We start from the raw sequence: 22,954 nt of genomic DNA on the forward strand, positions 1-22,954 counted from the left end.
ATTTTGCTTGCGCCATAATGATAAAGGAAGGAAATCAATACTTCTAAGATTGGTAGTAACCTGTTATCAACTTGACCATCGCCACCCCCAGAGCAGTTCCCCTTTGGGTAACTAAGCTGCTAATTTACAGGGGTCGATCATCCTCCTATCTCTACAAGCGGATGTACGAGCCGCGATCGCCAAGCCTGAAAATATAGTAGGTTGAGCTAGACGCTTTCAAAAAAATACCTTTTCCGTATTTCACCTATAGAAAACTGTTAAACGTAATTGCCTTGTGAGAATAACCCAGCAAGAAAAAGACATACTAATCCAGAGTCGGTTAACAGCCACTCGGTTTCTTAGTTTTAGGATATCACCGTGAGTCTAAATATAGAGGGGTATTGAAGACACAACAGAACAAAGCTGCGGAGTCTAATTAACGCGCTTGTGGGAGGGGAAGTGACGACAGCCAATTTAATTCCAGACTATCTCAACCATCTGCTTTTGAGCAATCAACCTAGTAGCTGGTTATTAGTTATAATGGTCACTTTTAAGGGAGTACTTTCCCCCTTGTCAAGATAGCACTTTCCAGCTTTAATTTCTGCGTTTGCCCGTACCTGCGCTCTAGCAGGTGGCGTTAAGGAGAAGTTCCCAAACAGCTACGGACACTGGCTAGCGGTGGGAACCGTGAAACAGCAGTGTCCAATGGTAAGTTTAACCAGGTTGACAAAGGTAGAGGCATGACAAACGAAACATATATTGAACCCGCCTTTCTGTTGCCCGACTTGATTGAAATCCAGCGTTCCAGCTTCCGTTGGTTTTTAGAAGAAGGGCTAATAGAAGAACTAAACTCCTTTAGTCCGATTACAGATTACACTGGCAAACTAGAACTGCACTTTTTAGGTCAAAACTACAAACTTAAAGAACCAAAGTACAGTGTCGAAGAAGCCAAACGGCGAGATAGTACATACGCCGTCCAAATGTATGTTCCCACAAGGCTACTCAACAAAGAAACCGGGGATATTAAAGAACAAGAAGTCTTTATTGGCGATCTGCCGTTGATGACCGATCGCGGTACTTTCATTATTAACGGTGCCGAACGGGTAATCGTCAACCAAATTGTGCGATCGCCTGGAGTTTATTACAAATCAGAAATTGATAAAAACGGTCGCCGCACCTATTCAGCTAGCTTAATTCCCAATCGGGGTGCGTGGCTGAAATTTGAAACAGACCGTAACGATCTAGTGTGGGTACGGATTGATAAAACCCGCAAACTCTCAGCCCAAGTGCTGTTAAAAGCCCTAGGTTTATCAGATAACGAAATCTTTGACGCTTTACGACACCCTGAGTATTTCCAAAAAACCATTGAAAAAGAAGGGCAATTTTCGGAAGAAGAAGCCCTAATGGAGTTATATCGCAAATTGCGTCCTGGTGAGCCACCTACAGTTTTGGGTGGACAGCAGTTGTTAGATTCCCGATTCTTCGACCCTAAACGTTACGATTTGGGTCGTGTAGGGCGCTATAAGCTCAACAAAAAATTACGGCTGTCGGTTCCTGACACCATGCGCGTCTTAACCCCTGGCGACATCTTGGCCGCAGTAGACTACCTGATCAATCTGGAATATGACATCGGTAGCATTGACGACATTGACCATTTGGGCAATCGCCGGGTGCGGAGTGTTGGTGAACTGCTACAAAACCAAGTACGTGTAGGTTTAAACCGCCTAGAGAGAATAATTCGGGAACGGATGACAGTATCCGATGCAGAAGTTCTCACCCCAGCCTCCCTAGTCAACCCCAAACCACTGGTCGCCGCCATTAAAGAATTCTTCGGCTCCAGTCAATTAAGTCAGTTCATGGATCAAACCAATCCCTTAGCAGAACTGACTCACAAACGCCGTCTCTCTGCCCTTGGCCCTGGTGGTTTAACCAGAGAAAGAGCTGGGTTTGCTGTGCGAGATATCCACCCCAGCCACTACGGACGGATTTGCCCCATTGAAACCCCAGAAGGGCCCAACGCTGGTTTGATTGGCTCCTTAGCAACCCATGCGCGGGTCAACCAATACGGCTTCTTGGAAACTCCATTTAGACCAGTGGAAAACGGTCGTGTGAGGTTTGACCTGCAGCCAGCTTACATGACTGCCGATGAAGAAGACGATTTGCGAGTTGCTCCTGGGGATATCCCAGTTGATGAAAATGGGATGATTATTGGCCCGCAAGTGCCAGTCCGCTATCGTCAGGAATTCTCTACCACCACCCCAGAGCAGGTGGATTACGTAGCAGTATCTCCCGTACAGATTGTATCGGTAGCTACGAGTATGATTCCTTTCTTGGAGCATGACGACGCAAACCGGGCATTGATGGGTTCCAACATGCAACGGCAAGCAGTACCCTTGCTCAAGCCAGAGCGTCCATTAGTGGGTACAGGCTTAGAAGCCCAAGGCGCTCGTGACTCCGGGATGGTAATTGTATCTCGTACTGATGGCGATGTGGTTTATGTCGATGCCACAACAATTCGCGTCCGCGTCAAAAACTCAAATTCAGAAATTAAGTACACCCTATCCAAGTATCAGCGTTCCAACCAAGACACCTGCCTTAACCAAAAACCCTTGGTAAGGATAGGTGAGCGTGTTGTTGCTGGTCAGGTATTAGCTGATGGCTCCTCTACAGAAGGGGGAGAATTAGCCCTGGGTCAAAATATCGTCGTCGCTTATATGCCTTGGGAAGGCTACAACTACGAAGACGCGATTTTGATTTCCGAAAGGTTAGTTCAGGATGATGTTTACACCTCAATTCACATTGAGAAATATGAAATTGAGGCGAGACAGACCAAACTGGGCCCAGAAGAAATTACCCGAGAAATTCCTAACGTTGGGGAAGATGCTTTACGGCAACTAGATGAACAAGGAATTATCCGTATTGGGGCTTGGGTAGAAGCTGGGGATATCTTAGTTGGAAAAGTTACACCCAAAGGTGAATCTGACCAACCTCCAGAAGAAAAACTACTCAGGGCAATCTTCGGGGAAAAAGCCCGGGATGTGCGCGATAACTCCCTGCGAGTTCCTAACGGTGAAAAAGGACGCGTTGTTGACGTGCGTCTATTTACCCGTGAACAAGGAGATGAACTACCACCAGGTGCCAATATGGTAGTCCGGGTGTATGTCGCCCAGAAACGAAAAATCCAAGTCGGCGACAAAATGGCAGGACGACATGGCAACAAGGGAATTATCTCCCGCATCTTGCCCTTAGAAGATATGCCTTACTTACCAGATGGTTCACCAGTAGATATCGTCCTCAACCCCTTAGGTGTACCCAGCCGGATGAATGTCGGACAGGTGTTTGAGTGTTTGTTGGGATGGGCAGGACAAAACTTAGGTGTCAGGTTTAAGATTACTCCCTTTGATGAAATGTATGGGGAAGAATCATCTCGCCGAATTGTGCATGGCAAATTGCAAGAAGCACGGGATGAAACAGGTAGAAATTGGGTATACAACCCCGATGATCCTGGCAAAATCATGGTCTTCGATGGCCGCACTGGCGAACCCTTTGACCGACCAGTAACCGTGGGCGTAGCTTATATGCTGAAGCTGGTGCACTTGGTGGATGATAAAATCCACGCCCGGTCTACAGGCCCCTACTCTCTGGTGACGCAGCAACCCTTGGGTGGTAAAGCACAACAAGGTGGTCAGCGCTTCGGAGAAATGGAAGTGTGGGCATTGGAAGCCTTTGGTGCTGCTTACACCTTGCAAGAATTGCTGACAGTGAAATCAGATGATATGCAGGGAAGAAATGAAGCCCTCAACGCCATTGTCAAAGGCAAGGCTATCCCCAGACCAGGTACGCCAGAATCCTTTAAGGTGTTGATGCGAGAACTGCAATCTTTAGGCTTAGATATTGCTGTCCACAAAGTAGAAACCCAAGCAGATGGTAGTTCTTTAGATGTGGAAGTTGATTTGATGGCAGACCAATCAGCTCGTCGCACACCACCTCGACCCACCTATGAATCTCTATCCCGTGAATCACTGGAAGATGACGAATAAAGATTAGGCAATAGGGCATAGGGAATAGGGCAGAGAAATTAATCTCAATGCCTAATGCCCAATGCCCCTTGTCTAACGCCCAGTTTTCAACAAAAAACTAAATATACTCATAACTCAGAACTCAGCACTTAAGTATGAGAAACGCCCAAACCAATCAGTTTGACTACGTAAAAATCGGCTTGGCATCACCAGAACGCATTCGGCAGTGGGGCGAACGCACTTTGCCTAATGGTCAGGTTGTGGGTGAAGTTACCAAGCCAGAAACAATCAATTACCGTACTCTCAAGCCAGAGATGGACGGCTTATTTTGCGAACGCATCTTTGGCCCAGCAAAAGATTGGGAATGCCATTGCGGTAAATATAAAAGAGTTCGTCATAGAGGCATTGTTTGCGAACGCTGTGGTGTAGAAGTTACCGAGTCACGGGTGCGGCGGCACCGCATGGGATATATTAAACTCGCTGCCCCAGTTGCTCACGTTTGGTACCTCAAAGGGATTCCTAGCTATATTTCCATTTTGCTAGATATGCCCTTGCGGGATGTAGAACAAATTGTCTATTTCAACTCTTATGTTGTTCTTAGCCCTGGTAATGCCGAAACCTTAACCTACAAGCAGCTACTCAGTGAAGACCAGTGGCTAGAAATTGAAGACCAAATTTATAGTGAAGATTCCCAGCTACAAGGTGTAGAGGTAGGTATTGGTGCTGAGGCCCTGTTACACTTACTCGCTGATATTAATTTAGAGCAAGAAGCTGAAAGCCTCCGGGAAGAAATTGGCAATGCTAAAGGACAAAAGCGAGCCAAGTTAATTAAACGCCTGCGGGTAATTGACAACTTCATCGCTACGGGTTCTAAACCAGAGTGGATGGTAATGGCAGTTATCCCTGTGATTCCTCCAGACTTACGCCCAATGGTGCAACTCGATGGTGGTCGATTTGCCACCAGCGATTTGAATGATTTGTATCGCCGAGTCATTAACCGGAATAATCGTCTGGCACGCCTACAAGAAATTTTGGCACCAGAAATTATTGTGCGGAACGAAAAGCGGATGTTGCAAGAGGCAGTAGACGCTTTGATTGATAACGGTCGGAGAGGACGCACTGTAGTCGGAGCCAATAACCGTCCCTTGAAGTCCTTATCTGACATTATTGAAGGTAAGCAAGGGCGCTTCCGGCAAAACTTGTTAGGTAAACGGGTTGACTACTCGGGTCGTTCTGTAATTGTGGTGGGGCCAAAATTAAATATCCACCAGTGCGGTTTGCCCAGAGAAATGGCAATTGAGCTATTTCAGCCCTTTGTGATCAATCGCTTGATTCGCAGCGGTATGGTCAACAACATCAAAGCAGCGAAAAAACTCATCTCTCGTAACGATCCCAGCGTGTGGGATGTACTGGAAGAAGTGATTGAAGGACACCCCGTACTGCTGAACCGGGCACCGACACTGCACCGCTTAGGGATTCAGGCATTTGAGCCAATTTTGGTGGAAGGGAGAGCTATTCAACTCCATCCTTTAGTCTGTCCGGCATTTAACGCTGACTTTGACGGTGACCAAATGGCGGTACACGTACCCTTGTCTTTAGAAAGTCAGGCAGAAGCGCGGTTATTAATGCTGGCTTCTAACAATATCTTGTCGCCAGCTACCGGGAAACCAATTATTACACCCAGCCAAGACATGGTATTGGGAGCATATTATTTAACTGCAGAAAACCCTGGTGCAACCAAAGGGGCAGGCCGGTATTTTGCTTCTCTTGACGACGTAATTATGGCGTTCCAGCAAGAGCAAATTGACTTGCACGCCTATATCTACGTGCGGTTTGATGGAGAAGTAGAATCAGACGGGCCCGACACAGAACCACTGGAAGTGACAGACAACAGCGATGGTACTCGAACTTTGCTGTATAAATACCGCCGAGTCAGAGAAGACGCTCAAGGAAATTTATTGTCTCAGTATGTCCGCACGACACCAGGCCGCGTTATTTACAACAAAGCAATTCAGGAAGCACTGGCAAGCTAACTTGGGGATGAATCACTAATGACAAACGAACAGGCAATTTTCCGCAATCGCGTAGTTGATAAAGGCCAGCTGAGAAATTTAATTTCTTGGTCTTTTGTAAATTACGGTACAGCGCGTACCGCAGTCATGGCGGACAAACTGAAAGACTTAGGATTTCGCTATGCCACCAAAGCAGGGGTATCTATCAGTGTCGATGATTTGATGGTGCCACCTTCCAAGCGGGCGCTGCTAGAAGCAGCTGAAGAAGAAATTCGCGCTACTGAAGCTCGTTACCAACGTGGGGAAATTACGGAAGTAGAACGCTTTCAAAAAGTAATTGATACCTGGAACGGTACCAGTGAAGCTCTGAAAGATGAGGTAGTTGTTCACTTTAAAAAGACCAATCCCCTCAATTCCGTGTACATGATGGCATTCTCTGGCGCACGGGGTAATATCTCCCAAGTCCGGCAGCTGGTAGGGATGCGGGGATTGATGGCAGATCCCCAAGGGGAAATTATTGACTTACCCATCAAAACCAACTTCCGTGAAGGACTCACCGTTACGGAATACATTATTTCGTCTTACGGTGCCCGCAAAGGGCTGGTAGATACAGCCTTACGGACGGCTGACTCTGGTTATCTGACCCGTCGTCTGGTGGACGTATCCCAGGATGTAATTATCCGGGAATTTGATTGCGGTACTACCAGAGGCATTCCCATTCGGGCAATGGTAGAAGGTGGCAAAACAAAAATTCCTCTAGCTACTCGCTTACATGGGCGGGTAGTGGCGGAAGATGTGGTAGATCCTAAGACAAAAGAAGTGATAGCACCAAGGAATACCCCAGTTTCCGATGAATTGGCAGCAAAAATTCAAAAATCTGGGGTAACTGAAGTATTGGCGCGATCGCCTCTCACTTGTGAAGCGGCACGTTCAGTTTGTCAACATTGCTACGGCTGGAGTTTAGCCCACGCCAAGATGGTGGACTTGGGTGAAGCTGTGGGGATTATTGCCGCCCAAAGTATTGGGGAACCTGGTACCCAGCTAACCATGCGGACATTCCACACAGGTGGGGTGTTCACTGGGGAAGTCGCACAACAAGTACGTTCAAAAATTGATGGTACTGTCAAAATTCCTCGGAAGCTGAAGGTAAGAGCATATCGTACCCGTCACGGTGAAGATGCTCTGTATGTTGAGGCCAACGGTATCCTGATTTTGGAACCGAAAAAAGTCGGCACCGACACCCCGCCTCCCCAAGAAGTACATCTAACTCAAGGCTCGACACTTTATGTATTTGATGGGAACCAAGTAAAACAAGGGCAATTGCTAGCAGAAGTTGCCCTTGGTGGACGTACAGCTCGTGCCAATACTGAAAAAGCGGTAAAAGACGTAGCAACAGACTTGGCAGGGGAAGTACAGTTTGCGGAAGTTGTACCCGAACAAAAAACAGACCGCCAAGGCAACACCACCACCACAGCCGCTAGAGGTGGTTTGATTTGGATTTTGTCTGGGGAAGTCTATAACTTACCACCTGGTGCCGAATTAGTAGTGAAAAATGGGGATGCGATCGCTTCTAATGGTGTATTAGCAGAAACCAAACTCACTACCTTGCACGGTGGTACAGTCCGCTTGCCAGAAGCTACCCCTGGTAAGAGCACTAGAGAAATTGAAATTATTACTGCTTCTGTCGTCTTAGACCAAGCTACTGTCACAGTTCAAAGCTCCCAAGGTCGCAACAACTACTTAGTTACTACTGGTAATAACCAAGTATTTAACCTCAGAGCTACACCAGGCACAAAAGTGCAGAATGGTCAAGTAGTAGCGGAATTAATTGATGACCGCTATCGCACCACCACTGGGGGCTTCCTGAAATTCGCGGGTGTAGAAGTTCAGAAAAAAGGTAAAGCCAAGCTCGGTTATGAAGTAGTACAGGGTGGTACCCTGCTGTGGATTCCCGAAGAAACCCACGAAGTCAACAAAGACATCTCCTTGCTGTTGGTGGAAGATGGACAGTTCGTGGAAGCTGGCACCGAAGTCGTGAAAGATATCTTCTGCCAAAACAGTGGTGTAATTGAAGTTACTCAGAAAAACGACATCTTGCGGGAAGTCGTGATTAAGCCAGGTGAACTGCTGATGGTAGACGATCCCGAAGCAGTCATCGGTCGAGACAATACCTTCATTCAACCCGGAGAAGAATTCCAAGGTACAGTAGCTACCGAATTGCGCTATATCCAGTATGTGGAGTCTCCAGAAGGCCCAGCTTTATTGAGCCGCCCCGTAGTGGAGTTTGCTGTTCCTACCAACCCAGATGTGCCATCCACCACATCTGTTAGCCAACAAACTGGGCGTTCAATTCAGTTACGGGCAGTACAAAGACTACCTTACAAAGATTCTGAACGTGTCAAGTCTGTAGAAGGCGTAGAACTGCTGCGTACCCAACTAGTTTTGGAAATCGAGCAAGAAGGCGAACAAGACCACAATGCTTCTCCCTTAGCAGCTGATATTGAATTAATACCCGATTCTGACGATGCAGATCTGCAGCGCTTGCAGTTAGTAATTTTGGAATCTTTGGTGATTCGTCGCGATATTACCGCTGACGCTACTCAAGGTAGTACCCAAACTTCACTAGAAGTACAGGATGGACAAACCATCGCCCCTGGTGCAGTTGTCGCCAGTACCCAAATCTTGTGTAAAGAAGGCGGTACAGTACGGGGTGTACAGAAAGGCTCAGAAAACGTCCGCCGTTGTCTAGTTTTACGTGACAGCGTTGACAAAATCACAATCAATACTAACGTCCAACCCAACCTGAAGGTAGGAGACTTGTTAGTCGAAGGTGCAGAAATCGCTCCTGGCATCTTTGCTCCTGAATCTGGGCAAGTCATAAATATCAGGAATACGGCCGCTAGTTCTGCTGCTGGTGAATCAGCACTCAGTACTAAAAATTACTCCGTTGATATCCGTATCGGTCGTCCCTATCGAGTCAGCCCTGGTGCTGTGTTGCAAATCGAAGACGGCGATTTGGTACAGCGTGGTGATAACTTGGTGTTGCTGGTATTTGAACGTGCTAAAACTGGGGACATTATCCAAGGTTTGCCCCGGATTGAAGAACTACTAGAAGCCCGGAAACCCAAAGAAGCTTGTATCTTATGCCGTCGGGCTGGTGAAGTTAAGGTAGTTTACGGCGATGGTGATGAAGCGATCGCAATTAAAGTAGTAGAACCGAATGGAGTAGTCACAGACTATCCTCTCGGCCCTGGACAAAACTTAGTGGTAACAGATGGTTCCCATGTAACTGCAGGACAGCCCCTCAGTGATGGCCCTTCTAACCCCCACGAAATTTTGGAAGTTTTCTTTAGCCTGGGTTCCGAAGATGGAGTCTACGCTTGCGCTAGCCATGCTTTACAAAAAGTGCAAACCTTCTTGGTGAACGAAGTGCAGTTAGTATATCAATCCCAAGGTATTGATATTGCTGACAAACACATCGAAGTGATTGTTCGCCAGATGACCAACAAAGTTCGGATTGATGATGGTGGTGACACCACTATGCTTCCCGGTGAATTGGTGGAATTGCGCCAAGTTGAGCAGGTGAACGAAGCAATGGCTATTACTGGCGGTGCTAGGGCACAGTATACCCCCGTATTATTAGGGATCACCAAAGCATCCTTGAACACCGACAGCTTTATTTCTGCTGCTTCTTTCCAAGAAACCACCAGAGTCTTAACCGAAGCTGCCATTGAAGGTAAATCTGACTGGCTGCGGGGGTTAAAAGAAAACGTGATCATCGGACGCTTGATTCCTGCTGGTACTGGCTACAATGCCTATGAAGAAACAGGAGCCATTGATGATTACGCTGCACTAGATAGCAGCAGCGTCTTAGATGAAGTAGACGATCCGTTAGATATGGTGCTAGATGATCGCACAGCTCGTACCTACAATTTAGATGCTCCGTCTCTGACTGAACCTACTTTTGGTGCTACCAGACGTACAGAACGCTCTATTTTGGATGATGATGACTTAATCGCCGATGAAATCACCGACCTTGTAGATGATGATGACTACGAGGATGATGATGACGATGATGAGGACGATTACGAATAAAAACCTGAACAGGTAGAAATTAACTAAAGGCAAAAGAAAATTTTCTTTTGCCTTTTTTGTTGTTATAAAAATTATGAGTTACAAATTCACTAGCCCCACTAAAATGAATTGATGACAGAGTTTGTTGAGCTAATCATTACTTAATACCAATTCGTAATGCGTAATTCGTAATTCGTAATTTGTGAGGCGATTGCTGGCGAATGTCATCTGTTATTAAGTTGTTAATGACGAGTAAATATTATGTCTCTCAAGATTGTTCAAAACTTTGATAGCAGTTTTTCCCTGGAACCCCAACTTCAAGAGAATCTATATAAATTATTAACCAATGAGACATTTATTCAACAAATTTCTCAACAATTAAAATGTGCAAAAGTTGAATTTACAAAACTACTTTTTCAGCCAGTTCCTTATAGTTTAAATACTCCTAAAGGAATGCCTAGAGAATTTGAAAAATATCATGAGTCTAAAGAATACGCTATTATCAACGTACCGCCAAACTTTATGTTTAATGCCAAAATTTTTCAGCCCAGCCGCCTTTGTGCAATTTACAAAATTGTTTAATTTTATTTTGACCTTCTGTTTAGTGAGAAAATTATTCAACTTCAATTTAGCTTATGGCTACTGAAACAAATATTCCGTTGTTGGCGACGCTAGATTATGTCAATTACATAGATGATCATGGGCAAATACCTGAACAGTTTCAAGGTAAAATTGGAGTCTATGCCATTTTTGACCAAGACAAAGTACTGCAATTCGTTGGCTACTCTCGCGATGTTTACGTTAGCCTCAAGCAGCATTTAGTACGTCAGCCGCAACAATGCTACTTTGTCAAAGTTCAAACTATTGACCGTCCCAGCCGCGCTATTTTAGAAAATATTGAGCAGGCTTGGATTGCAGAAAATGGTACTGTGCCATTGGGAAATAGCGATCGCAAAGCCGAATGGACAACCGCCATCAATGCGAAAGCGATGATGACAGCCGCAGAACAGGAAAATTATCAAAATCCTGTCAATGATGAATTGGCACAGATGAAAATCTTGAAAAATGTCGCACGGCGAGTTGAAGCGGAGATTTTAGCGATATTGGAAAGCCGGGGTTTACAAACGCCGATTCGCTTCAATCCCAAGTTGAAGGAAGAAGGATTGCTGGATTTGAAATAAATGTAGTTTTTTCTACATATAGTTTAATAACTTAAATTATTAGTCAGCATTTCAGAAGCCCCCAAAAATTCAATGGGGGTATTAATATTTGATCGATAAACTTAATTTAGGATGTCTAGTGTACTGATTGTACGGTGCCTAAGATGACAAATACGCCTCCCGATCCTGAGTCATCCCCAAAAACTGCCCTTGGTTTTGACGAATTTATTGCCGTTCTGGTCGCTTTTAGCACAATTGGCGCGGTTTTATTTTGGTCGTTATCCCGTAAAGATACTAGCTGGGATTTTAACGGTTTACTATCTCTATCCCCAAAAACCTCAGCTACGACTCAGCAAAAACCAGTTTCACCCTCGCCTGTTCCGACAGTACAACCAGAAGCAGATACAGATGTAGATAATTTGCGATCGCCTCTACCTGCACCTATTGTTGTACCTAGCAGCTATCCCTCTCTGGTTAACCAGGCCCCTGCAACCTCAGTTTTATTACCTGCTGAAGTTGCGCCAACTATTTCCCCCCAAGCACAAGGGCCTGTACCATCTTCTGTCACAGTCAATCCCGAACCATTTTCTCTGGTAACTCCCTCAAAACCAAAGTTAACCATCCCGCCACCCATAGCATTTAATGATGTCCCGGCTGATTTTTGGGGTCTGGGTTTTATTAATGTTCTGTCTTCGCGGGGTATTATCAAAGGTTTCCCAGATTATACTTTCCGACCAAATCAACCTGTGAACCGTGCTGAGTTTGCAGCTATATTGCAAGGAGCGTTTGAATATAAGCCAGTTAAGAATAAACTCAAGTTTAAAGATGTCACGGATAAATCTTGGGCAAATACTGCAATTAACCAAACTATTAGTGCAGGATTTTTGAAAGGGTATCCTAACCAAACTTTTCAACCAGAACAAAAGATTCCGCGAGTACAAGTTTTGGTGGCTTTGGTTAGTGGTTTAAATCTCAAAACACCTGCATCACCAGAGAAGATTTTAACAGTATATAAAGATGCTAAAGATATTCCTAAATATGCCACTGAGAAAATAGCAGCTGCTACTGTTAATGGACTAGTTGTTAACTATCCAGATTCGGATATCTTTGCTCCCAACAGAGAAGCTACCCGCGCTGAAGTAGCCGCAATGGTCTATCAAGCTTTAGTCAAAATGGGAAGATTGGAAAAAATTCCATCGAAAAATATTGTCCGTGTACCGCAGTAAGGTAGAAAATACTCAGACAATAAAGGGAGTCTGCTTTCACAGACTCCCTTTATTTATATGTAGACTCCGCACCATTAAAGAGTGGGAGATATCTAACTCAATACAGTTCGGTTAAGGGGGAAAGGGAAAAGGGGAAAAGGATTAAATTCACCCTTACCCTTTTTCCCATTACCCTTTTCCCAAATCACGAGAGAGATGCAAAATACTCATCTGAACCGTATTGATATATAACCGAACTTGATTGCGATCGCTTTTAGTCAGATTTATAGCTAATAGCAGGGTCAAGCTGACATATTAGGCTGAAAAATTGCGATCGCTAATAAATTACTCGGAAACGCTTTTGCCAACAACCTGTGATTTCAGAGTTGTAATTTCGTTGGTTAACTCTTTCCGAGTTGAAGCTTTGAGTAAATAACGGTAAACAAACCAGGCTGAGTAACCAATACCGATCAATTCAAAGGTAGGCGCTACCAAAGGAATATCGTTCAAAGAGTCTAATATCGCCAAAAGTACCCTAACAGCAACAATTGCGCCTACAATTAAACCTACGGAAATCAACGGCTGCTTGTATTGATTGAAGAAGCTACCCAGATATTCAGGGAGTGTGCCTAAAAAGCCTGAAATCTGTTCTCCGTACTTGAGCCATTGTTCTTGGGACTGCGCGGGAGGCTGGAGCTTGGTTATGGTTCCTGTTTGGTTGTTGATATCTGTCATCGTGGTCTCTGAGGACTTGGTTTCTGTGTATTCCGGTTCTGGCATTTTCGTTTCCATAAATTGTAACAGTTGAGTTTCTCTAATCTGGACAATTACAACCAAAAGGCTGTTGATTAGGCGATGTATGAATGCATCTGTACAACTGAGTTTGGGGTTCAAAAGGGTTTTAGTGTCCTATCACCATAATTGCCCCTTAACTACTACTTGATCAACTACAGGGTAGGAAGTCAGTAGGAGGATAGAAGTTCAGAAGGCGGTAAGGAGCTGTTTAAATTAGCTTTCTGAGTTCTGCGGTCTTAAATCAACTGGAATCCTCAGGTTGCTATTATCCCATGTCATGCCAATTGCCCATTATCGTACTTATTAGAAGTACAAATCTTGCAAAAGTCAGTCCACCTCTCATTTATACAGGTTTAAAGCTCGATTTCAGCGGATATTAAAGCTATCTTAAGCACTAATTAGTTATCGAACCTATAGGTAGTGATATTAATACTTAATAAAATTCTTTATGTATTCAAATATACTAGACATATAAGCTGATTTGTGATATGTAGGTCAGGGGCTACAAAAGAGTTATTTTCAGCCCTTAATTGTGAAATTCTCAGATGAGGGACTAGGTGGAAAAATTGCTGAGTTTTGAGGATTTAAGTATTGATTAAAAATACTCATCCCTCATTCCTAATCTCTAGTCCCTATTTTATTGATTGAGACCCTAGTACTTATACCTCTTCAGGAATAAATAGAGCCAGAGAAATTTCATCCACAGAAACACTGAGGCGATATTTTGAGTTCTTGTAGAGAAATTTAGGGATAAGCGATCGCAAGTTAATGTTATTTTGCTTATCCCCAATTTACTACTCTATGTAGTGTTGATGCTTACTTAGTTCAGCCTATTTCCAATCAGGAATTTCTACTGCGTCTTCACCACCAATGCCGATACCAGTATGATAAATTTCTGCATCAGTAAGAGTCAGATTATCCATTGAAGCGCGATATACATTGGAATCGTAAACTTTAGCGCGAGTCAAATTGGCATTATCAAGATTGGCTTGCTTTAAATTCACATTGGTTATGTAAGCTGAAGTTAAGTTAGCGCCTGACAAGTTTGCACCCGTGAGATCTGCACCCTCAAGGTTAGCGCCGCTAAGATTAGCATTTTGAAGATTTGCATCTCTTAAATCAGCACCAATCAAATGAGCGCTACTAAGGTTGGCTCCTCGGAGATTACACCCTACACATTCCCCAGTGCTCAACAACTTTTGCAAGTCTTGCGGATTATCAGCTTTTACTGCACCAGTAAAAAACAGGGGAGTCGCTAAGGCTAATGCCGCTAATAGCTGGAGTTTCATAATTGTCCCCCTTTGCACTTAAATTATGTCCGTTCTTTTCCTCACAAATCTATTATCTCACTAAATTCAAAAAATAATGTTAATTGATAGTACAAACTGCTATGACAGCTATAGAAAATTTGAATTCAAAGACTCAGAATCTATCTATAACAAGCTTTTCATAAATTGTGAATCTTTGGTGTATTCATGCTGCACTGTAAAATTACTTATATTTTAGGGGGATGTTTACGACTTATTTATTTACAATTTTGTTCCCAGGACACTTTTGTTAAAATTTTTTAAGCAAATGTACATTTTGCGGTATTTTGTTAGGAAAAGCTAACATTTTTTATCTTGCCTAGTACAAGACTAGACAAGATAAAGTAAGCACATTTAAATGCTTAAAAAATCACGCATATACTGATTGACTAAATCTGGTTTTTCTTGCTGTACCCAATGGCTACAGTGAGGAATGTATTTAATTTGAAAATATTGGACGTAGGCTTCTGTACCATAACTCAGTTCTTTACCCAGTGCTGTATCATCTTCGCCCCAAATCATCAGCGTCGGAACTTGCAAGATTCCCCAATTTTCTTGTAAGAGTTTCTGGTCGAAAATGTTGCGATAATAATTGAGCATTGCAGTAAGGGCACCAGGTTTGGCCGCAGCATTTTTATAAGCGTCAATATCTGCTTGGCTAAAAGCATTTTTGTCAACTGCCATACCTTTAAAAGTTGCTTCAATTGGGGCATAATTTCCCATTTGAATAGCGAATTCTGGTAACCAAGGTAACTGAAAAAATGCCATATAAGAGCTTTTGAGCATTTGTTGCGGATTGCGTAAACCTTGAGAAAATTTTGCCGGATGTGGCAGATTGAGGATAATTAGCTTGTCTAACATCTCTGGATGAGTATATGCGAAATTCCAGGCGATCGCACCTCCCCAATCATGTCCGACTAATACACATTTTTCGTATCCTAAACCTTCAATTACCCCCTTAACATCTTTGACAAATTTAGCCATTACATAAGCAGATTTGTCTTCTGGTTTATCGCTATCGTTATAACCGCGTAAATCCAGAGCAACGACTTTAAAATCTTTGGCGAATTCTGGTATTTGATACCGCCAGGAATACCAAAACTCTGGAAATCCATGTAACATCAACATCAAAGGGCCTTCGCCTTGGTTGACATAGTGCAATCTCACGCCATTAGTAGTGATATATTCATGTGTCCAAGTGGGTTGAACTACAGCAGTCATAAATCTTACTCCATTGATATAAAATACCGTTGGTTTATCTGAGAGATGACTGCATTATCTTTTCTTAGACTTCGTACAACATCTGTTAAAAGAAAAGTTTCAGTAAGAGATTTAATGAATATAAGATTGATAAATATATCTTGAGATAATCTAAATATTGCCAATAGATAGATGTTAATAATATGTGAATTTTGCTAAAAGAATTTGCATAAATTATGGACAATACCATGACACAACATCTGATGGATCGCCCATCATTATGGGTAGAAAGATTAGGCAGATTTGGTTATGCTTCTAAAGGAATAGTTTATGCTATCGTTGGTTTACTAGCAGCACAAGTGGCTTTTGGTACAGGTGGCAAAACAACTGATACTAAAGGTGCTTTACAAACACTTGTAGAACAACCTTTTGGACAAATTTTACTGGCTTTGGTAGCAATTGGTTTAATTGGATATGTACTTTGGCGCTTTGTCGAGGCTATTAAAGATCCAGAACATAAAGGTAATGATGCTAAAGGTTTAGCACAGAGAATTAGTTATGCAATCAATGGTTTTATATATGCAGGTCTAGCTTATAGTGCTGTGCAAATTCTCTTGGGTTCTAGCAATAGTGGTAATAGTAACTCCACTCAAGATTGGACAGCACGCCTACTTTCTCAACCTTTTGGACAATGGTTAGTAGGAACTGGCGGCGCGTTCGTTATTGGTTTAGGTTTTTATCAATTTTATAAAGCTTATAGTACTAAGTTTCAAAGAGAATTCAATCTATCTCAGTTGAGTCATCAAGAACGTAAGTGGATGATTGGTATATGTCGCTTTGGTTTAGTCGCCCGGGGAATTGTATTCTGCATTATTGGCTGGTTTTTTATTCAAGCTGCAACACAATCTAACGCTCAAGCTGCGGGAGGCTTGGATGAGGCGTTACAGACTTTGGCACAACAACCCTATGGCCCTTGGCTTTTAGGCTTTGTAGCATTGGGTTTAATTGCTTATGGTATTTATATGGCCATTAAAGCGCGGTATAGTCAGCTAGTCGTGAATTAAAAATTGCGTTCCTCACTGGGGTTAACGCAGGTAGCGCACGCTTTGTTTTTAGATACGCACATGAGCTTAATAGAAACACGTGGTGTCTGGCTGACTAATACCGATAGTAAAGTACTCAAGTCACAGCAACGCATTGCTGAGGCAATGGATTTTCTGGCTGAGACAGGATTTAATGTTGTATTTCCTGTGGTTTGGAATAAAGGTGTCACCCTGTATCGCAGTCCAACGATGCAGCAAACATTTGGGGTAGAAATTGACCCCAGTTTTGCTAGTCGTGACCCTTTAGCGGAAGTAGTTGCACAAGCGCGGCGGGTTGGATTGAAAGTTATTCCTTGGTTTGAATACGGCTTTGCAAGTTCTTATAACCTGAATGGTGGAATGTTGTTGCAAACAAAACCGGAATGGGCAGCGCGCGATCGCGATGGTAAACTACTCAAGAAAAATGGCTTTGAGTGGATGAATGCCCTTGACCCACAAGTGCAAGAATTTTTATTGAGCTTAGTACGGGAAGTTGTGCAGAATTATGATGTTGATGGCATTCAAGGCGATGATCGCTTTCCTGCATTACCATCTGAAGGTGGTTATGATGAGGGTACAATCGCACGTTATCGTCAGCAGTTTAACCAAAATCCGCCACAAAACCCTAAAGATAGTCAATGGTTAAAATGGCGTGCGGATATTCTGACAGAATTTTTAGCACGTCTCTATCAAGAAGTTAAAAGTATTAATCCTAATTTAATTGTGTCGATGTCTCCCAATATTTATGATTGGGGATTTAAAGAGTATTTACAAGATTCAGCTACCTGGCTAAATCGTGGCATTGTGGACATGATTCACCCACAAATTTACCGCCGTGATTTCCAAATTTACAAATGTATTGTTAATAAGTTGATTTCTGAACAATTTACAGATGCAACTTTACCCAAGTTAGCACCAGGAGTTTTAATGAAGCTTGGTACTTACTGTATTACTCCTGAACATCTTCTGAAAGTAATTAACTGCAATCGTAAACGCGGTATTAACGGAGAAGTCTTCTTTTTTTATGAAGGTTTAAGAGAAAATAATAATGCTTTAGGTCAATTATTACGGAATGGCCCCTATGCTCAACCTGCGTCATTTCCGACTTTAGCTGATTTGACAGTAAGTCGTGCGGATAGCAGAAATACATTATCAATTTGGCAGAAGTTGGTAAGATTTTTTAGAAACCTTTTCTAATCACATTTGGGGAATAATAATGCAGGTAGAACAGGTAATTGAGATTCTCAAACAAGATTTACCAACTCTGTTTGAAAAAGATATTTCTTATGATATCTATACGCAGAATATTTACTTTCGCGATCCAGTCAATAAATTTAAATATAAATTCAACTATCGGATTATATTTTGGACGTTAAGATTTCACGCGCAGCTATTTTTTACGCAAATTTATTTTGATTTACATGAAGTCTATCAGTCAGCCGAGGATACGATTCTAGCTAAGTGGACAGTGAGAGGTATATTGCGTGTTCCCTGGAAAGCGAAGATATTTTTTAATGGTTATTCCACCTATAAGCTCAATTCAGATAATTTAATATATGAGCATATTGATACTTGGGATAGAAAACCCAGTGAGATTTTGCGACAGTTTATAGAAAAAGGCGGAGATAATTAATCCAGTAGGATGCGTTAGCGATCGCGTAACGCATCATATTATTAATTACCACCTACTCAAGCAAAAGTCGCTGTCCAAATCCCCGAATTTTTCAGAAATTCGGGTTTATAAATGTCAGGTAATAGCTATTTCCTCAACGTAAAAAAGAACTTGCTACCTTGACCCACTTCCGATTCTACCCAAACTGTACCGCCATATAGCTCTACAATTTTCTTGACCAAAGATAAACCGATTCCCGTACTATCTGAATTATCATCATTAGATAATTTCTGAAACATTTGAAAAATTTTTGTAAAATACTTTTCTTCAATACCCGGGCCATTATCAGCAACAATAAACTGCCAATAACTATTATCTTCAGTACAATTAATAATTATTCTACCTTGTGGCTTATCGATAAATTTAATAGCATTACTGAATAAATTTTGAAAAATTTGTTTGATTCTTGTTGTTTCAGCGCTAATAATTGGTAATGTACTTATAATCTCTATTTGAATATTTTCTGGTGGCGCAAGTAAATCGATTACATCTCTCACCACATCATTTAAATTAACTTGGGTCTTTTCCTCTCGATAACTACCAGCGCGGGAATATTGTAAAATTCCATCGATGAGAGCGTACATTTTTTTGACTCTACTAATGAGCAATCTGACTAATTCTTGTCCCTCATCATCAAATTGATCGCCATAATCACTTAACAACCATTCCGATAATGAACTAATTCCCCGCAGAGGTGCTTTCAAATCGTGAGAAACTACATAAGCAAAATCATTTAAATCTTGATTGGCACTTTTTACAGCTTTTAATAATTCAGCCATTTTTTCTTGAGATTGCTGACGTTGAACAATTTCTTGTTGGAGTTGCTCATTAGTTTTAGCTAGTTCAGCAGTGCGTTGTTCTACTAATTCTTCTAAGGTTTCTTTGTATTGTCTCAACTCTTGCTCGACTCGCTGTCGTTCTGCATTTTCATCTTTTAAAGCCATATATGCAGCTTCCAATTGTGCAGGACTGGGGAGAGCTAGCGCTTGGGGAACTAGAGGTATAAGAGTAATTGCTGTATATAAAGAAATTAGTGCAGTGATAGCTTTCATTGCACCAGATAGCCAATAAACAGGGTGCCAAAGCGTCCACACTTCCATCAAATGTGTGGTTCCACAAGAAATGATAAAAGCTCCAAATAATAGAAAAATTACTTTAAATGGAATGTCATCTCTTTTACGAACAAAATATATGAGTGTGAGGGGAATTGAGTAGTAAGAAAGTGCAATGAGAGTGTTAGCTAAGATATGCAACCAAACTAACTCTGGTTTCCACAGGTAACAATGGCCATGTGGAATGAAATTCCCTGAGGAGAAGAAATTATAAAGCAATTCCACTAGCAACCCTCCAACAGATAAGCTGATTTTATGAGACTTACCCAAAAAATTATATCTGTGGGAAGAGACATTTGTTTTAGTTTGTTGCTTAAGTTGTAGAGACGCGATTAATCGCGTCTCTACAAGATTTAAACGTCAATCGATTTGTTTGATCCGAACTTTATTCTCCGCAATGTTACTTCTTCAAAGCTGGATACTGCTGCAATACCTGACGCAAATATTCGCCAGTGTAAGAACGGGAATTTGCTGCAACTTCTTCTGGTGTTCCTACTGCAATTACTTCTCCACCTTTATCGCCACCATCTGGGCCTAAATCTATTACCCAGTCAGCGCAACGAATGACATCTAAATTGTGTTCAATTACTAAAATTGAATTGCCTTTGTCTACCAAACGTTGCAATACATCTAGCAATTTATGTACATCATAAAAAGATAAACCTGTTGTAGGTTCATCAATTAAATAAAGTGTCTTACCTGTGGCGCGACGAGATAATTCTGTGGCTAATTTTACGCGCTGTGCTTCGCCACCAGATAAGGTGGTAGCTGGTTGACCTAATTGAACATAACCTAAGCCAACATCAACTAAAGTTTGTAAGCGGGTAACAGCTTTGGGGATGTTTTGAAAAAAGTCTAAACTTTCTTCAACTGTCATGTTGAGAACGTCGGAAATGGTTTTATCTTTGTACTTCACCTGCAATGTTTCACGGTTATATCTTGCACCTTTACAGATTTCACATTGCACATAAACATCAGGTAAAAAGTTCATTTCTATGACATTTACACCCTGTCCGCTACAAGCTTCGCAACGTCCACCTTTAACGTTAAAAGAAAATTGTCCGGGTTTATAACCTCTCGCTTTGGCTTCTACTGTTTGGGAAAAGACATCACGAATGACATCAAAAACACCTGTGTAAGTTGCAGGGTTAGAACGTGGGGTTCTACCAATAGGGGATTGGTCAATAACAATGGCTTTATCAACAGAATTTAATCCTTTAATTTCCTCTATTTCTTTGGGTAAAGGAACTCTCTTTGTTAAATGGTGTTGTAATGCTGGGTAAAGTAATTCATTAATTAAAGTTGATTTTCCTGAACCAGAAACACCCGTGACAGCGACAAGTTTACCCAAAGGAATTTCGACATCAATATTTCGCAGATTATTGCGATGGGCGTTTTTAATTGTCAAACTCCGACCGTTTCCTTCACGGCGTTCGGCTGGTGTATGAATTACGCGCCTTCCTGATAAATAAGCACCTGTTAAAGAATCTTCTGCTGTTAGTAATTCCTGCAAATCACCTTGGGCGACAATATGACCACCATGAATTCCTGCACCAGGGCCAATATCAACAATGTGATTCGCTGCACGAATTGTTTCTTCATCATGCTCTACCACAATTAAGGTATTACCTAAATCGCGTAATTTGGTTAAAGTTTTGAGTAATCTGCCGTTATCTCTTTGATGTAAACCTATACTGGGTTCGTCTAAAACGTAGAGGACACCTGTTAACCCAGAACCAATTTGTGTGGCGAGCCGAATACGTTGAGCTTCACCACCAGAAAGGGTCATGGCGGGACGGTCGAGGGTGAGGTAATCTAATCCGACATCCAGTAAAAATTGCAATCTGGCTTTAATTTCTCTCAGGACTAAATCAGCAATTTGAAATTGGCGATCGCTTAATTTTAATTGTTCAATTCTCTGGCGAGAATCGCGGATAGAAACCCCAGTTAAATCTAATATTTTGTACTGTCCCAAACGCACTGATAAAGCTTCCGGTTTTAACCGCTTACCATGACAAACTTCGCAGGGCTGATCGATTAAATAATCTTCTAATTTCTGCTTAATTAACTCCGAACCGCCTTCATATTGCCTTTGCAGAATGGGAATTACACCTTTGAAGCTCTGTTTGCGCTCGGCTGCGGTAGTTGCTTCTTCTCCATACAACACAATTTGTTGCTGTTCTGCTGTTAATTTACTCCACTGTACTTGTAATTCAAATCCATGAGCTTGCCCTAAAGCATAGAGCAATTCTAAATAGTAAGAATTATCTTTTTCTGACCAAGGCGCAATAGCAGCATAAACTGGTGCATCGCTATCAGGAATAATTAAATCCGGCGAAAATCTTTTTAAACTACCAATTCCATGACAGTTAGGACAAGCACCATAAGGTGAGTTAAACGAGAACAAGCGCGGTGATAATTCTTCCATTACTGCCCCATGTTCTGGACAGGCGAAGTTCTCGGAAAATACTAATTCTTCTTCAGGGTCATTTGTACTTTGTTCTTGAGCATGACCGATAACAATATTAGCAATTCCACCTGATAGTTTGAGACACGTAGACAGTGAATCAACTAAACGTTCTTGAATGCCATCTTTTTTGATTAAACGGTCGATAACTACTTCAATAGTGTGAGTGAAATTCTTGTCTAATTCAATGGAATCGGATAATTCTCTGACTTCACCATCAACACGCACCCGGACAAAACCTTGCGAAGCTAAACTTGATAACAGTTTGCGGTGAGTACCTTTTTTACCTCTAACTACAGGGGCGAGAATTTGAAAGCGAGTGCGATCGCTTAAATCCATAATCCGATCTACCATCTCATCAATGGTTTGCGGCGAAATACAGCGATCGCATATCGGACAATGGGGTTCACCCGCCCGCCCAAACAACAGCCGCAAATAATCGTAAATTTCCGTCACCGTCCCCACTGTGGAACGGGGGTTATGAGAGGTAGACTTTTGGTCAATCGAAATCGCCGGACTTAAACCTTCAATCGCCTCCACATCCGGCTTATCCAATTGTCCCAGGAATTGCCGAGCATAGGCGCTGAGAGATTCCACATAGCGGCGTTGTCCTTCCGCGAAGATGGTATCAAAAGCCAAAGAAGACTTACCCGAACCAGAAACGCCAGTAAAAACAATCAGGCGATCGCGTGGTAATTCTAAATCAATATTTTTCAGATTATGCTGCCTAGCACCCCGAATACGAATCGTATTCTGGTTGTTGTGGCTCTTGTGCGGAAGATGTCCATTTAAGGATGCGGCTAGCTTTTGCTCTGACATATCGGCAAGCTGATGGTGAGGGAGGCGTGAAACAGTCCTTAATAATACTAT

At 42.4% G+C, this 22,954-nt stretch carries 12 protein-coding genes and 1 pseudogene; 8 read left to right on the forward strand and 5 right to left on the reverse strand.

Features of this window, described 5'->3' with window-relative positions:
• Window positions 1-719 precede the first annotated feature (719 nt).
• The 5 genes and pseudogenes from rpoB to HG267_RS24310 all read left to right on the forward strand — a co-directional run bounded on the left by rpoB (window position 720) and on the right by HG267_RS24310 (window position 12,470).
• Entirely contained in the window at window positions 720-4,019 is a 3,300-nt protein-coding gene (gene rpoB / locus HG267_RS24290; protein ID WP_045868367.1) for a DNA-directed RNA polymerase subunit beta, read from the forward strand.
• 134 nt (window positions 4,020-4,153) lie between these two features.
• Window positions 4,154-10,105 (forward strand): annotated as a pseudogene (locus tag HG267_RS24295) (DNA-directed RNA polymerase subunit beta'').
• A 240-nt stretch (window positions 10,106-10,345) separates the two neighbouring features.
• Window positions 10,346-10,666, forward strand: a complete 321-nt coding sequence (locus HG267_RS24300) for a hypothetical protein (RefSeq protein ID WP_045868370.1) — start codon at window positions 10,346-10,348, stop codon at window positions 10,664-10,666.
• 53 nt (window positions 10,667-10,719) lie between these two features.
• Window positions 10,720-11,265, forward strand: a complete 546-nt coding sequence (locus HG267_RS24305) for a GIY-YIG nuclease family protein (RefSeq protein ID WP_045868371.1) — start codon at window positions 10,720-10,722, stop codon at window positions 11,263-11,265.
• Between the two features lie 143 nt (window positions 11,266-11,408).
• A complete protein-coding gene (locus tag HG267_RS24310; RefSeq protein ID WP_045868372.1) occupies window positions 11,409-12,470 on the forward strand; it encodes an S-layer homology domain-containing protein in 1,062 nt (353 codons plus the stop codon).
• 324 nt (window positions 12,471-12,794) lie between these two features.
• Here HG267_RS24310 and HG267_RS24315 read toward each other — a convergent pair whose 3' ends face one another.
• The 3 genes from HG267_RS24315 to HG267_RS24325 form a co-directional block, all read right to left on the reverse strand.
• Window positions 12,795-13,229 carry a CAAD domain-containing protein gene (locus HG267_RS24315; protein ID WP_045868907.1) on the reverse strand — a complete coding sequence of 145 codons (435 nt, stop codon included), beginning with the start codon at window positions 13,227-13,229 and terminating at the stop codon, window positions 12,795-12,797.
• An 845-nt stretch (window positions 13,230-14,074) separates the two neighbouring features.
• The gene (locus HG267_RS24320; protein ID WP_045868373.1) at window positions 14,075-14,533 is read right to left on the reverse strand and encodes a pentapeptide repeat-containing protein; all 459 of its coding nucleotides are present in this window, start codon (window positions 14,531-14,533) and stop codon (window positions 14,075-14,077) included.
• Window positions 14,534-14,905: 372 nt separating this feature from the next.
• Window positions 14,906-15,772 carry an alpha/beta fold hydrolase gene (locus HG267_RS24325; RefSeq protein WP_045868374.1) on the reverse strand — a complete coding sequence of 289 codons (867 nt, stop codon included), beginning with the start codon at window positions 15,770-15,772 and terminating at the stop codon, window positions 14,906-14,908.
• Between the two features lie 227 nt (window positions 15,773-15,999).
• Between HG267_RS24325 and HG267_RS24330 the strand changes: the two genes are divergently transcribed.
• The 3 genes from HG267_RS24330 to HG267_RS24340 are packed head-to-tail and all read left to right on the forward strand — an operon-like array spanning window position 16,000 to window position 18,466.
• Window positions 16,000-16,815 (forward strand): DUF1206 domain-containing protein, encoded by an 816-nt coding sequence (locus HG267_RS24330; RefSeq protein WP_045868908.1) that lies wholly within the window; start codon window positions 16,000-16,002, stop codon window positions 16,813-16,815.
• A gap of 60 nt (window positions 16,816-16,875) precedes the next feature.
• Window positions 16,876-18,030, forward strand: a complete 1,155-nt coding sequence (locus HG267_RS24335; RefSeq protein WP_045868375.1) for a glycoside hydrolase family 10 protein — start codon at window positions 16,876-16,878, stop codon at window positions 18,028-18,030.
• Between the two features lie 19 nt (window positions 18,031-18,049).
• Window positions 18,050-18,466 (forward strand): DUF2358 domain-containing protein, encoded by a 417-nt coding sequence (locus HG267_RS24340; RefSeq protein WP_045868376.1) that lies wholly within the window; start codon window positions 18,050-18,052, stop codon window positions 18,464-18,466.
• Between the two features lie 125 nt (window positions 18,467-18,591).
• On the opposite strand, the gene HG267_RS24345 is transcribed toward HG267_RS24340, so the two are convergent.
• Both HG267_RS24345 and uvrA read right to left on the reverse strand, forming a co-directional pair.
• Window positions 18,592-19,842 (reverse strand): sensor histidine kinase, encoded by a 1,251-nt coding sequence (locus HG267_RS24345; RefSeq protein ID WP_369792166.1) that lies wholly within the window; start codon window positions 19,840-19,842, stop codon window positions 18,592-18,594.
• A 175-nt stretch (window positions 19,843-20,017) separates the two neighbouring features.
• Window positions 20,018-22,903 (reverse strand): excinuclease ABC subunit UvrA, encoded by a 2,886-nt coding sequence (gene uvrA, locus HG267_RS24350; RefSeq protein WP_045868377.1) that lies wholly within the window; start codon window positions 22,901-22,903, stop codon window positions 20,018-20,020.
• Window positions 22,904-22,954: the final 51 nt, after the last annotated feature.

Source organism: Tolypothrix sp. PCC 7601 (genome assembly GCF_025677855.1).
In the GTDB taxonomy this organism is placed as follows: Bacteria; Cyanobacteriota; Cyanobacteriia; order Cyanobacteriales; family Nostocaceae; genus Aulosira; species Aulosira diplosiphon.